The organism is Scytonema hofmannii PCC 7110 (assembly GCF_000346485.2).
Taxonomy (GTDB): domain Bacteria; phylum Cyanobacteriota; class Cyanobacteriia; order Cyanobacteriales; family Nostocaceae; genus Scytonema; species Scytonema hofmannii.
The window spans coordinates 2,137,909-2,151,858 of record NZ_KQ976354.1 but is presented as its reverse complement, the minus strand read 5'-3'; the positions used below and the strand labels follow the sequence as shown (position 1 = coordinate 2,151,858).

The 13,950-nt window shown below is 40.4% G+C and carries 10 protein-coding genes; 2 read left to right on the top strand and 8 right to left on the bottom strand.

The genetic code is table 11. From position 1 onward, the window contains the following. Nucleotides 1–337: 337 nt before the first annotated feature. Nucleotides 338–2,605 carry a GumC family protein gene (locus WA1_RS09280; protein WP_017745335.1) on the top strand — a complete coding sequence of 756 codons (2,268 nt, stop codon included), beginning with the start codon at nucleotides 338–340 and terminating at the stop codon, nucleotides 2,603–2,605. On the opposite strand, the gene WA1_RS09275 is transcribed toward WA1_RS09280, so the two are convergent. Then, a complete protein-coding gene (locus tag WA1_RS09275) occupies nucleotides 2,596–3,246 on the bottom strand; it encodes a hypothetical protein (protein WP_017745336.1) in 651 nt (216 codons plus the stop codon). The two genes, WA1_RS09280 and WA1_RS09275, sit on opposite strands and share 10 nt — an antisense overlap. 312 nt (nucleotides 3,247–3,558) lie before the next feature. Beyond that, nucleotides 3,559–6,684: a coiled-coil domain-containing protein gene (locus WA1_RS09270; protein ID WP_017745337.1), complete on the bottom strand. Its 3,126-nt coding sequence runs from the start codon at nucleotides 6,682–6,684 to the stop codon at nucleotides 3,559–3,561. Nucleotides 6,685–7,255: 571 nt separating this feature from the next. On the opposite strand from WA1_RS09270, the gene WA1_RS09265 reads away from it, so the two are divergent. Further along, nucleotides 7,256–7,459 carry a chlorophyll a-b binding domain-containing protein gene (locus WA1_RS09265; RefSeq protein WP_017745338.1) on the top strand — a complete coding sequence of 68 codons (204 nt, stop codon included), beginning with the start codon at nucleotides 7,256–7,258 and terminating at the stop codon, nucleotides 7,457–7,459. Nucleotides 7,460–7,507: 48 nt separating this feature from the next. On the opposite strand, the gene WA1_RS09260 is transcribed toward WA1_RS09265, so the two are convergent. The 6 genes from WA1_RS09260 to WA1_RS09235 form a co-directional block, all read right to left on the bottom strand. Beyond that, nucleotides 7,508–8,626 (bottom strand): sensor histidine kinase, encoded by a 1,119-nt coding sequence (locus WA1_RS09260; RefSeq protein ID WP_017745339.1) that lies wholly within the window; start codon nucleotides 8,624–8,626, stop codon nucleotides 7,508–7,510. Nucleotides 8,627–8,647: 21 nt separating this feature from the next. Beyond that, nucleotides 8,648–9,031: a hypothetical protein gene (locus tag WA1_RS09255; protein ID WP_017745340.1), complete on the bottom strand. Its 384-nt coding sequence runs from the start codon at nucleotides 9,029–9,031 to the stop codon at nucleotides 8,648–8,650. Continuing rightward, nucleotides 9,032–9,529: a Rab family GTPase gene (locus WA1_RS09250; protein ID WP_017745341.1), complete on the bottom strand. Its 498-nt coding sequence runs from the start codon at nucleotides 9,527–9,529 to the stop codon at nucleotides 9,032–9,034. 11 nt (nucleotides 9,530–9,540) lie between these two features. Then, nucleotides 9,541–11,244, bottom strand: coding sequence for an OmpA family protein (locus WA1_RS09245; RefSeq protein WP_017745342.1), 1,704 nt, complete (start codon nucleotides 11,242–11,244; stop codon nucleotides 9,541–9,543). Nucleotides 11,245–11,275: 31 nt separating this feature from the next. Next, entirely contained in the window at nucleotides 11,276–11,881 is a 606-nt protein-coding gene (locus WA1_RS09240) for a hypothetical protein (RefSeq protein ID WP_017745343.1), read from the bottom strand. Nucleotides 11,882–12,338: 457 nt separating this feature from the next. After that, the gene (locus WA1_RS09235; RefSeq protein WP_017745344.1) at nucleotides 12,339–13,676 is read right to left on the bottom strand and encodes an ArsB/NhaD family transporter; all 1,338 of its coding nucleotides are present in this window, start codon (nucleotides 13,674–13,676) and stop codon (nucleotides 12,339–12,341) included. Between the last annotated feature and the right edge of the window lie 274 nt (nucleotides 13,677–13,950).

The window sequence follows — 13,950 nt, the reverse complement described above, 5'->3', positions numbered from 1 at the left end:
TTTTGATGTTTTAACTTAGGTTGAAATGAAAAAGAAAAATGTTAGAGGTTGAGTATTGCAAGTGTTGTAAGCTATATCAACAATGATTCTTTATTGAGGAGTCAACTCATTTACGCCTCATTTCTTCAGTAAAGAATTACATTTCAGGAAAAAAATGGCAAGTATTTTTCTCACTAGAGCGCCGATACAGAAATCACAAAAACCCGGTTTCTTCATCGTTGAGCATACAAGATATAAAGCTTTCCGACAGGGAGAAACCGGGTTTTTTGCCTCCTTTTTGAATACTGTACGGACGCTCTAGATTGTAAAAATTATTTGATATTAGAGGAACTTGATAGTGACTGATATTGGTTTGGAACGTGGGAAGATAGTTGTGGTACCCCGAAAAAGTACGGTTGAGGTCAAAAAACTCTCTAAAATTCTGGTTCGTCGGCGTTGGCAAATTCTAAGTATTTACTGCACAGTCATGTCTTTGACAAGCTTTTTAGCTTTTATGGCAAAACCAACGTATCAAAGCTCTATGCAGATAATGGTTAGTTCTCGCTCTTATGAGGTAGGGCGCTCGAATTCACTTCCAGAAGGAGTAGAAAACAAAGTTGTCGCTCCTACCTTTGAAGTTATCGATCGCAATCCTCAGTTAGATCTCATGCTGAGTTCCAAACTGATTCAAAAGGTTGTGGACTTACTGCGATCTGATTATCCAGATATCACAGTAGAAAATATCCGAGGAAAAACAGGTAAACAGGGACGTTTAACTGTCACAAAAGTAGAAGAAAATACAGAAGATAATAAACTTCTCACTCAAATTTTTGAGCTTTCTTATAAAGATAACGATCCAGTTAAAGCACAAAAAGTTCTGCTTGCCATACAGAAAGTCTATCAAAATTACAAAATAGAACAGCAAAAAGAGCGTCTTTCTAGAGGGATTTCTTTTTTAAACGAGCGGTTACCCAAAGTCAGAAATGAGATGGTTCAAGCTGAGGAACAATTAGAAAAGTTTCGGAGAAAACATAACTTACTCGATCCTGAAATCCAAGGCAAAATTCTTTTAGAATCTCTTGCTGATGTGAGCAAACAGCTAAGATTCACTCGCGCTCAACTTCAAGATGCACAGGCGCGATACAATAATCTTAAAAAAGAACTAGATTCTTCTTCCCAAAACGCGCTCATCTCTTTTCGCTTGAGTCAATCGCCGAGCTATCAAACACTCGTCAATGAAATTCAAAAGACAGAATTGGCTTTGACTCAAGAACGATTGCGCTATACAGAAAACTCTCCTGCAGTACAAAAATTAATTCAGCAGCGCGAAAACCAAGTTGCTCTTTTACAGGAAGAGATTGAGCAAACACTAGGAGAGAAAACTGAAGCACTATCAGATACACTCCTCAAACAAAAGCAGCTGTTTGCTTTGGAATCCCCTGCTATAGAGTCACCTTTGGCAATGAAAGGGCAAATGGCAGGGATTAATTCAAAACTGGTGGAAGAGCTTGTAGAAGTGCAGACAACTGCACTGGGTCTGCGTGCTAATGAAAAGAGCTTAACTGAATCAGAAGCACAAATTCGGCGAGAACTTAACAAATATCCCGGTCTCATAGCAGAATACAATCGTCTGTTACCGTTCGTAGAAACTCATCGCAAAACACTCGAGCAACTTATGACGACACAACAATCTTTAGGATTGATGGTTGCTCAAGGAGGGTATGAATTGCAAGTGTTAGAAGAACCCCAACACGGAGCTTACTTAGGCAGTAATAGGTTTCTTATTGTACTTATAGGGGCGCTACTCGGACCAATATTAGGTGTTGGAACTGCTGTACTATCTGAAACTTTAAGTGATGCCATCTCTTCTCCGCAAGATTTGCAAAAGCTGACCAATCTTCGTTTACTGGGAACAGTTCCAAAGCTACCATCATTGAGTATGGATAAGAGACAGTTTAGTCTGCCCTCTATTATGCAGAGAATACTAACTGGTTCGTCAACAAAGTCGATGTTTGACGAACATTCCCTTCTTGTTTCTCAATCCCATGAAACGCTTGATATGGCGTACCAAAATATTCAGTTGGGGTTTTCTTCTCCCTGCAAGTCTTTAATGTTAACTTCAGCAATACCAAGAGAAGGTAAATCAACTTTAGCATTGGGTCTCGCAGTTAGTGCCGCTCGTATGCATCGACGGGTATTACTCATTGACGCTAATTTGCGCGAACCTACACTGCACAAAATGTTGGATCTCTCTAATGATTGGGGATTATCCTTATTATTAGTTGAAGAAACAAACACTTCTGCCAAACAATATGTTCAACCCGTGCATCCCTCCATTGATGTTTTGACTGTTGGACCGATACCAGAAGACTCGGTTAAATTATTAAGTTCTACACGGATGAAAGAGCTGCTTGAGTTTTTTGAACAAAACTATGACATGGTACTAGTAGATGCTCCTTCTATTCTTGGAACAGTCAATACCAGACTTATGGCTTCCTACTGCAAAGGGGTTGTGATGGTAGGACGCCTCGGTCAGGTGACTTCTACTGAACTGGTTGAAGCTACGGGAATTTTAAATAATCTCAATTTAATTGGCATCATTGCTAATGCAGTGGCTCACAAATAACCCTCTTTTTCTGCAAATTTTCGCATACGAGGAAGACATTGCCTTTGATAAAAACTACTTAATGTAGAAACTGACAAGCCAAATTCTATTGAGAGTTCTTTCCAACCAACTTCTGGTGGTAAGCGTTTCAAAATTAACACTTGACAAGTCACATCAGGGCGACCTTGAATGTGAGTGCGACTCAATTCTCCATCAGAATCTGTCTCGACCCATGACCTGATTTCTTCTAAAATCGGAGGAACATCAGGTTCAGCAGATAGATTATCTACAGGGTCGAGAATTCCAGTGTCTTCACCGGAGCGGGATTGGCTGAAATTTACAGAAACTGTTCTAGCTTGTTGTCGCTGCTGGTTGCGGTAAAAGTCTTGCAATCTACGTCTTAAGTAAACGTTTAGCCAAGTGACGATACTACCTAAATCGGAGTCATAAGCTTGACCAGTTGTACTTTCACAAAGATTTCGACAAAAGTACAACCAGGTTTGTTGCAGTGCGTCTTGGTAGAAGGGAGTGTTTTCTCTCCAGAGTTTACCAGAAGTCAAGCGAATAACTTGTGTCAGCAGTTTCTGACGTTGCTGGCTTCCGGGGGGGTGTCCGCAGGCTTCCTCAACTAATCGGCGTAATAGTTCCTCCAATCGATCCATAGCAAGTTTTTGCAAAGTGAGCAATTTTAGTATCGATCGCAAATGAACTTTATAGTACTACCCTCTGTCGCGATATTTATAAGGGAGTGGGGAGTGGGGAGTGGGGAACAGCATTCAATACTACTCTCTCAAGAAACAGGGGAGTGGGGAATAGGGAGTAGGGAGTAGGGGAAAGAGTGTTTCTTTCAGTCGTCGCGGGTGGTGCGCCGCCCGTGGGATGCTCCTAAGCCTCTCCTAAGCGGAAATTAGAACCCCGGTTTCTTGAAGAAACCGGGGTTCTGACACCTTAGTAAGCGGAGACAAACTTTTTACTTAAGTAACAGCAACAGCTCCTGCAATTGCGGAAAATACTGCTGAGATGAGCGCTGTTGTAAACAACCACCAAGCTGCAGATGCTGCTGCTTTTCTGGTTTCTTCTGCTTGGCGTTGCGCTTGGCGCTTCACTTCTTCTAAGCGGTGCTGTGCTTCTTGCTGTATGCGTTCTGCTCTTTGCAAGACGCTGTTTCTCGCCCGTTCAATTTGGTCTACGATGCGGTTGGCATCTTCTTCTGAAATATCTTCACGGGAACTCAGTATTGCTACTATTGTATCGCGGTTGAACGACCCCAGGCGATCGCGCAAAGCTTCAAATCCTGCTTGGGGATCGTCAAACAATTGGCGAACATCGCGCTTCATGCTGTCGTAGTTTAATTCTGGGCGATCTAAGGAGTTGAGGTAATTGCGAATGCGAACAAAAATTCCCTCAATGACATCTTGAATGCGCCGTTGAATTCCCCTCACTTGTTCGACAAACTGTTCGCGTACTGAAATTATACTATCTGCAATCCGCGCTGCTTCCTCATCGCTCAAGTCTTCCCGTAGTTTCAGCAGGGTGATGATGGTGGAACGGTCAAATCTGGAAAGGCGATCGCTAAAGCTTTCCAACCCCACACGGGGATCGTGTAACAGTAGGTGCAAATCGCGCTTGATAGCTTCGGGGTTAAGTTCTTCCTTACCACTGAGGCGCAAATACTCTTCTAAATAAGTTTGGAAATTTTGCACTCTTTGCTGCGTGCGGGTAGCTAGACGACGGGGCGCACGCACTATATCGCTAATGGATGTTTGTACGGAATCAATGACTTGATTGACTTGTTCTTCACTCAAGTCTTGGCGCTGACTTAACAACTTCACCAAAGTATCTCTATCTACTTGAGACAAACGACGGCGCAGTGCAATAGCCCCTTCTCTAGGATTTTGCAACAGTCTATTTAAATCTCGTTGAATTCCTTCAGGATTTAGCTCATCTTTGCCAGTATTTCGCAGGTAATCTGCAATTGTAGTTGTGGCAGAGTCGTATTGTGCCTTAGCTTTATCTACTGCAGTTTTTGGTGCATGGCGAACGCTAGTCCAAGAGTGTTCAACAGTATTTAGGATACGGTTTGCTTGGTCTTCGCTCAAGTCTTGCCGTTGCGCCAGTAATTTGACTAAGGTATCGCGGTCAAAACGAGATAAGCGTGCTCTAATTGCGGAAACCCCTGCTTGTGGATCGTCTAGCAATCTCTTAAGGTCGGCGCGGATGGCATCAGGATTGAGTTCTTCTTTGCCAGTATTCCGCAGGTAAGACTTTAAATTCAACCACAGCGTTTCTGCTTGATATCTTGCTTGTTCTGCAACTCCTTGGGATTCGATTAAAACTTGCTCTCTCTGTTTTTCTAAGCGATCGAGTATTGCGTCTGCTTCCTCTGGGTAAATATCATTCCGCTCTAACAGTGTTTCCCGAAATTCCTGGCGGTCAAATTGAGCGAGTCGTCGAGTTAGGGTTTCATGGTCTGCGTCAGGATCTTCTAACAGGGGTTTGAAATCTCTCTGGATACCTTCTACAGTTAACTCTGATTTGGGAGTGACAAGGAGATAACTTTCTACCCGACGTTGCAAGTCTTGTACTATCTCTCTTTCTTCTTCAGCAGTTACGGCAATTATTACTTCCTGACGGACGGCTTCTAAGCGATCGCTAATACGCTGAATTTCTGCTTGAGTCAGCAGACCGCGCTGTTGCAGAATGTTAACGAAATCGCTTCTTTGAATTTGCTCCAACTCTCGCCGCACCGTTCCCGGATCGGCGGCGGCATCGTAAATGACATCGCGAAATTCTTGGGCGACTCTTTCGGAACTCAGTTGCCAAGTATAAGTGTTGTGGAGGTAATTTTCTATATCAGCACGAATGGGGCTATAAGGCTGTTTTGGTGCAGGCAAGCCTAATTTATCGGCTTGTTCTGAGACTTTATCTTTAGCTGTGGTCAGAGCACCTAGAATTTTTTCTACATCTAAGTCAGATAAATCTGCACGTCCCATGACAACACCAGTCAGTGCTGTTATTGCCTGCTGGATTGTCCTCTGAAGCGGACCGGGGGCAGTTTCTTGAGTTGCCCTTTGGTTTGCATCTTTTGTGGAACGCATTTCTTCCATCAATCGATCCAGCTTGGCATTGAGTTCATCAGTTCTGCTTTGTCCCGGTGGAAGGGATTTAAGATAGTCAGCCAACTCACTAAAGCGGTCTTGCATGGGTTGTTGCTGACCTACTACCTGTTGCCAAACACCGTACAATGTGTCAGCAATGCGGTTAACATCGCGTTTGGAAAGGTCAGTACGACTGCTAACCAATTCAATAAATTTTTGGCGGTCAATGTTGCGGAGTGCTGCGCCACCTGCTGCTGTACCACCTGCGATCGCAAGTAGTTGGGGGTCTTTGAGTAAATTTTCAAATTCTCCCCGAATCCTAGATAAATCTAGTTCTGGCGGGCGTACCATATCTAAATAATCCTCCACTCTATCGCGCAGAGTGGCAGGGTCAATAGCGCTACCAAACTCCCGACGCACAGCAGCAGCTGCTGCTTCAGCCGTTGATACCACTTGTTGATTGACAGCTTTTGCTCCCAACGCAGCAGTTGCAGTCCCCATAATTGACTGTAAGCCGGAAGTCGCCGCGTTAACCAAAGACCCAACTAAGGAACCAACCGTAGTTGAACTCACCCATACCAGCAGTAAAAAGTATGCTCCCCAAATGACTAACCCAAAAATTGCCCCCAATGCCGGAGTTAAATCCAAAAGGCTTAGCTTCACCGCCAAGAAACAAGCAAGGGCGAGAGCAATAGTGACAGAAATAACTGTCCACATACCCAACGCTGTGCCGATTTTGCGAATAGTGCCACCTACACTTCCCACCTCGCCGTGGTCTTTATCTCCATCTGAGTCAGAGGAACGACCTAAGTAGGAGATACCAGCTGCAACAGAAAGGTTTGTTAAAACTAGTTGCAGGGCAAAAGCCAGGATCACACCAGAGATTAATGCGAAAAAAAAGCGCGGTCCAAACGTGATGTCTGGCTGATTAATAACTGGCTCTTGCGCCACCCAAAAGAGTGACTTATATAGTGCCAGTACTACGTGCGTACTATGAAACATTCTAATTCCTTCCTTGTATAGCTCAAGCTCAGTAGGGATTAATAAAATTAAAACTATGTTGTACTACCCAACTATTAATGATTAGAATCCTGGAATTCAGGTGTTTCAAGCATCCCTCCAAAGTTTGAAAATTCCCTACGGCGAGAGGTAGAAGTTATTCACCTAACCAGTGACCAGTGACCAGTGACCAGTTAATTACCTAATTTTAAGTATGGGAATTTGAAGAATGAATTAATTTGTTTTTTCAAAAAAAATGTATGAAAAATTAGATCTCCGACTTCTTGGAGAAGTCGGAGATCTGAGCACTTACCCTTGTAAAGAGGATGTTTTCAAATCCTCTTTACAAGGGGGAATTGAGAAAAATCATTTCGTGTGATGTCATCCTTGTTACATTTATTTACACTTATTTTTTTTGCACTCTCTGTAGGTGGATTTAACTCAAAAAATACAGCCAATATAATCGTCCGTGAGACATGGGCGTAGTTTGTTCCCATTGGCAGAAAGCAGGAAAGTTTTCAGTAGCTACATTAAAGTCACATGGAATGTTAAGAAAATTAAACGGAGTCAAAAAATGGAAACTCGTTCTGCTACCGATTTACCACCAGTTGCTACAGAATACAACGGTGTTGACCGTAACGCCTTCCTGTTTGGTTGGAACCCTCAAACAGAACTGTGGAATGGTCGCTTGGCTATGATTGGTTTTTTAGCTTACTTGCTTTGGGATTTGGCTGGTTTTAGTGTTCTGCGTGACGTATTGCACATCATTGGTTATTAGTCAGTAGTTAGTAGGGGCGCGGCGGCCTTGCGCCCCTACCAACAAACCCTAAACTGTTGGTTTTGGTAAGCGGAACCAAAAGCACGAACCACCATTGGGACGAGGTAAATAACCAATCGTCCCTCCCCAACGTTCTACTGTAATACGACAAAAATAAAGTCCAATTCCAATCCTCCCACGATGAGTGTTTCCTTGAGAAAACTTTTGGAATAAACTATTGACATTTTCTGAGGGAACGCCAAATCCTTCATCATCAACAGTAAATAGAATATATTCTCCATCGTGCTGCAAACTTACTGTTACAGTAGATACGGGTGGGCTGTGTCGAAAAGCATTCTCTATTAAGTTTGTCAGTATCCTTTCCAAACGTGATTTATCCCCAATGACTCTCCAGTCAACTGTTATGTTGGTGTTGATAGCCAATTCTAATTGCATTTCGTTGAGTGCGAAAGATGGGGTAAAAAGTTCTATAACTTCTCGTACACAAGCTAAAGCATTTGGTGCATTAGCAACATCAGATGTAAAAGATTCTAAAGACTTAATTTCAGCAGAGAAGGCATCTAATATTTGTCGAATAAGCATTTCCTGCTTTTGTGATTGCTTCTTGCCAATTTCTAACCGTTCTTTTCCCTTGGGTGTTAGATTTTCAAACTCTAAAAGAGCTAAACAGCAATTGATACCGCTTAATTGTCCTGCGATATCGTGGATTACGCAATGTATTAAAACTTCTTTTTTTTGAGTTTCTTTAAAAAGATAATGATACTCTAACTTATTTTCTCTGGCTTTTTGTATAATAGATTGTTTTTCTATAAAAACATCTTCTTTTAATTCTATTAAAATAAATTGACGGCTATCTGCACATATAGCCACAGCTTCAAAATGATACTCTTTTCCAGAAGCATCTGTTTGATACCATAAACCTGATTTTAGTATTTTATCTCCATTAATTTGCCATAGTTCTTCAGCATCAATTAAAAACGTTTCTAAAAAGGGAAAGATATCTCGCGGTACTACTTCTGTTTCTGGGTTTATTTGTTGATGACAAAATCCCATTAACCAATCCGGTACACAACTAATGATTTTAAATACATTAGCATTTAAACGCTCTAATATTAAAGTCTTTAATATTGCAAAAATTTTTTCTGTAATAGATATAGATTCACTCATAATAGCTACCCGTTTATATAGTTAAAAATTTTCCTGTAGTAGCTTGGAATGGTTAATGTGTTGTTGAATAATGGCTATATGCATCTCATCCCAGGTAGCATCTAACACTAACACCCAATCTCCTTCTTCTGAAGGGAATAAATGGACATCCGCACAGATTCCAGAATCTATTTTCATGCAAGGGAAAAATAAGGGAACATCTTCTAGTGGTAAAAGTCCTTCTAGAAAAAAAAGGGTTTTTTCTGCTTTTTCTCCTTGTTGCAAATTCAGGAATCCATAGGCAGATAGTTGACCTCCCCAAGTCGCTATACAGCCATCTTTAGTTACTAAAAGATAGGCTAGAGAGCGTTTCTCTGCTAAAAAAGAAATGATATAAGCCGTCACTGAAGTGGGGACATCAAACATTTATTCCTCCAAGATTTTGGAAGTAAGACTTTGAAAAATTTCTTCTACATTTAAACCAGTTTTAGCACTTGTTTTCATAACTATCCAACCTTGCTGGACAAGTTGCTCAATCTCATTATTTTCTATTTCCCATTCATCTACTAAATCCCATTTATTTAAAACCAAAACGCAAGGCACCTTTCCAATAGTTTCTTCTACTCTTTGTCTGAGATTTAAAGCTTTTTCTAAGGTATGATGTCTGGTGCCATCTGCAATTAATAAATATCCAGACGAACCTCTCAAATAAGACATTCTCACTTTCTGAAATTCGTCTTCTCCATAAAGATCCCAAAGAATAAGGTTTACTTCTTTTCCTTGAAAGTTAATTGTTTTTTTATCAATTTTGACGCCTACAGTTGTTTGATATTTTTCTGAAAAAATACTGTAAACAAATTTAGAGACTAAACTCGTTTTACCTGTAGCAAAGGCACCAACCATACAAATTTTCTTTTGAAGCATATGAGCACTTCCTATCTTGTAGTACCAGATAAGAATACTTTAAAGGAAACTCTGCGCTTAGATTTCGCATCTTTTTCTTTCGATTCTATATTTGGAGGTTGGCGATCGCCAACACCTATGGTATAAAAATAACTAGTATTGATTCCTCTAGCAGATAGAGAGTTGAGAATTGTACTAGCACGAGATTGGCTGAGTACGATGTTTCTCTGTTCGCTTCCAGTGCTATCCGTGTGTCCTACGATTTGAATGCGTATTTTTTTACCAAGATATTGAGCAATTACTGAAATGTTTTGAATTTTTACTACCAGTTCTTGTAACTTTTTCTCCTCCCCTGCTAACAACTCTGTAGTTCCTTCAACAAACAACAAGCGTTTTCCCTCAATCTGTTTTTTGTACATTTCTAATTGACTCAGTTCAAACTCAATCAGATTTTTATCTTGGTATTGAGTTACACCAGGAATAAAGTGCCAGATTTTTCGTGCATCTAAAATCCAATTGCGGGGTGCAGAACCACTGGCGTTCAGAGTCCCATTTTCATCTACTTGAAATGACACGGTTGTTGGTGCTTTGAAAAATTTTGCTGCCCTTTTTTCAATAATTTGAGGTTCAAATGAAAGGTATCTTTCCCATCGACTAATTACCTCTTTAGAAGTGAAATCGAATTGTTTCATCAGCATATTAGGCTCTACAGATAATGAGTCTCGCATCCCGGAGATAAAATACTTTCCAGAGCGAGTTTCTGCTTTAATGACAACAATTCCAGCTTGGGAGTCTAGGTTTTCTAGAAAAGCGTACCAACGCATTTGGTTTCTAATAACAAAAAAGCCCCAAATCGCAATACTAAGACCTATAGCACCTAAGAGAGATAACGCATAGGGGGAATTCTTTTTACCCCGATCTTTAAACTGAGATGTCAAACAAGATTGGAGAAAAGGTTTGCTGTCAGCAAATGGTTCTGTGTCTCCATCAAAAGCAATCAATTCTCTATTTAGTCTTTGATGAATTTTTTCTATTGCATCTTGAAAAACTAATTTTAATTCACGAGGAGCATTACCCCTAATGATACCTGCTAGGACTGCGTGTGGTCCCTCTTCAATCCAAATCGTCAGTTCTCCAAAGTACAAACTATGGAGAGCATCTTCTTTGTTTGTGTTGAAAGAGTCTTTGGCGAAATCCTGAATAGCCGTCAACATTGCTGAAACTAAATCTGGATCTTGAATTGCTACCTGTAGTGCGACTATATGTTGTAGCAGCAAGCCATTTTTTTTATGAATTAGGAAAACCTGTTCCACTCGATATACCAAAGTCCGAAGCAGCACAATCTGGGCAAATGTTTTCCCAGTCACTATCGCTTCTATTCTCCACTTTAAACTCTTTGGGGATAAGCCAAATTCCAAAGTGTTATCCAAGGATTGAATCATCTCTTCGACAACTGCGATCGCTGCTTTACGGGTAGCAGGTCCCACAATAGGAAAAATCGCAGTTGCAAGAACATCTTGGTCTTTTTGAACAGAAGCGTGAATGGCATGCTCAACAGTAGGAACCATGGCATCGCTCAATTCCTTATCTTCTGCACGCTGTGCTGCTTCTGGTAGCAATCGGCTGAGATCTTCTGCTGTTATCTTTGGGTTGTCTAATCTCGCGTATATTTTCTCTAATTCTTGTGGTTCAAGACCAAAAAGCAAAGAACGAAGTTCATTTAATTCATTTGTCATTTGTCATTTGTCATTTGTCATTTGTCACTGGTCACTGATTTGAATTTAAGCGGATGGCTAGTTCCGAGAAAAGAGCAGCTAAGGCGTTACGGTCGATTTTCTCAATTTGAAGTTCTTGAGTTTCCCGTTGTAACAAAGCCGTAATCTCTTCATATTTTTCCCGAATATCATCCTGTAGTTTTTTGGATTGGTTAAGAATCTGCTCGCGAATCTCCCGGTGGTTATTATTAGTTTGTTCCTCAAATTGATTGAGTTTTTTTTCTAACGATGTGGTTAAATTTCTATTTTCTTCAGCCAGTGACTTCAAAGATTCACCGCGTTCTCCCTGTTCATTTTTAATTCGCTCAGATAGAGATTCTACTTCAGTTTTAATATAGGTTTCTAGAGAATCTAAACGGTTTTTTGTCTCTTCTCTAAGGTCAGCGCATTCTTTCCCCAAACGCTCTTCTAAGCGGGCAAACCTTTTTTCTACTTCCCGCATTTGAGTGCCAAAAAGAATATCTCTAACCTTAGTTAGATTATTACCTTCTGCAATATCTCCACCACCAAATAATGACTTATTGATATTGTTGTTTAAACCCGATCGATCTGACTCTGTTTTGTGATAGTTGTTTTGTTCTGATTCAGAGGGGTTCATAGATGACATCCTTTAATCTGTAACTAACTTTACTCTTAGCTGTTTTAACATACTGATGCCGCAATTGGTACTTACTTGACACTTCAATCTATGCCTACTCCGTAGGTTAGCATTTTTACTCAAGTAGTGCTCTTCTTGTAATCATTATTTTGTAAAGGAAGTTAACCGCTACCGCTTTAGATCCGTTTTTTAAATATATTATTTTTTAATAATTTTTTTAAATTTATTGCATAAGCACAACATAGTAAGCGATACAACCGCTCTACTATGGGGAGCATCCCAAATGTGCAAAAACCTTACTTACCCTCATCCCCTAACCCCTTCTCCCGTGGGGAGAAGGGGAATAAGAGTATGGCTTACTCCCCTCGAACAAACTGGGAGAGGGGTTGGGGGTGAGGGCAGAATGGTAAGAGTGCCAAAATGGGATGCTCCCCTACTATGTGCATTCTGTAAATTTTTAAAGCAAAAAACGAAATAGCATATATAAAGCAGAACCTATAAGTTGTAACAGCATCACTGGCAAACCGTAATGTAAAAAAGTTTTAAATGAGATGCGACGCCCGTGTTGTTCGGCAATTCCTGCAGCAACGATGTTGGCTGATGCACCGACTAAAGTCCCATTGCCTCCCAAAGTCGCACCAAACATCATAGCGTAAAAAAGTGGCAGCACCTCTGGAGGAAATTGCCCCTGAAAATTTTGTGCTAAAACTTCAGTTGGTGCCAATCCAACATTAACAACGTATTGTTTGAGTAATGGCACCATTGCTACAACGAGTGGAATATTGGGAACAACGCTAGATAGCAAACCAATGAAAAAGACGAGAGATAAAGAACCAATAAAAATGTTTTTCCCTAAAATAGCTGCTAATAATCCAGATAAACTGTTGATAACGCCAGTTTTTTCTAAGCCACCAATCAGTACAAAAATACTCATAAAGAAGATTAAAGTACTCCAATCTACATCTCGTAGTATGTTGTTGACTGTGTCAATTTTGCTTTGATGAGATAAAAGCATTGCTAGAGCAGCTCCTAACAAAGCAACAGCAGCAGGTGATACCGGAACTGGCAAATACTCTCCCGCAACAAAAAAGACTAACACGAAAGCAACTATGAATCCACCTATTGTTAAAACTCGTGGATGGTTTATTTGAGGATGTGGTAGCTGTTCGAGGTTTTCTAGCTTGGTTTTCCAGATTTTACGAAAGAGCAATGGTAATATTGCTACTATAATAATAATCGCGATCGCTCCTCCCAAACTCAAGCGCCAGAGATAATCTGTAAAGCTGATATTAATTGCGTCACCGACAATAAAAGTAGCCGGATCTCCAACTATTGTGAGTAGCCCTGCACTATTAGCTACAAACACCATAAGGATAAGCAACGGTACAAAATTAACTCCAACTTCCTCTGCAATTGGTGGAATTAAAGGTGCTAATAGCATAACTGTAGTAGCATTTGGCAAAACAGCACAAATAGGAGTGGTAATTCCTACAATTCCTAGTAACAGACGATTGCCTTTACCTTTTGCAAGGATGACTATTTGAGTTGCAAGGTATTCAAAAATCTTCGTAGGTTCAAATGCTCTGACTAGCACCATGACTCCAAAGAACAAACCTAATGTTCCGTGACTGTTGCCAATATAGCTAACAGCGTCTTCTAAAGTCATGACATTAGTAAAAACTAATAACAACGCTCCTAATAAGGCAGCAATTGTCAAGTTTACCCACTCTGTCATGACTAAGATTATAACACTTATAAATGTGAGAATACTGATGAATGCTTGCCAGTTTTCCATTATTAATTATTGGTTAGTTGTTAGTTGTTAGTTGTTAGTTGTTAGTAGTAGAATAATAGAATTATAAGCATATTATCGGAATTTTGAAAGGCAGAGAGCAGAAGGTTAGTAATTTTTTTATTTGTTTTAATATAACAAAGTTCACTATCAATACTTGTCGGTTAAGGATAGTTGAGATACCAGAACCCCGGTATCTTAAAGATACCGGAGTTCTAATTTCCGTATCTTGGAGATACATACCGGGTTTCTAAATAACTGCTTAACTGAACTGTAT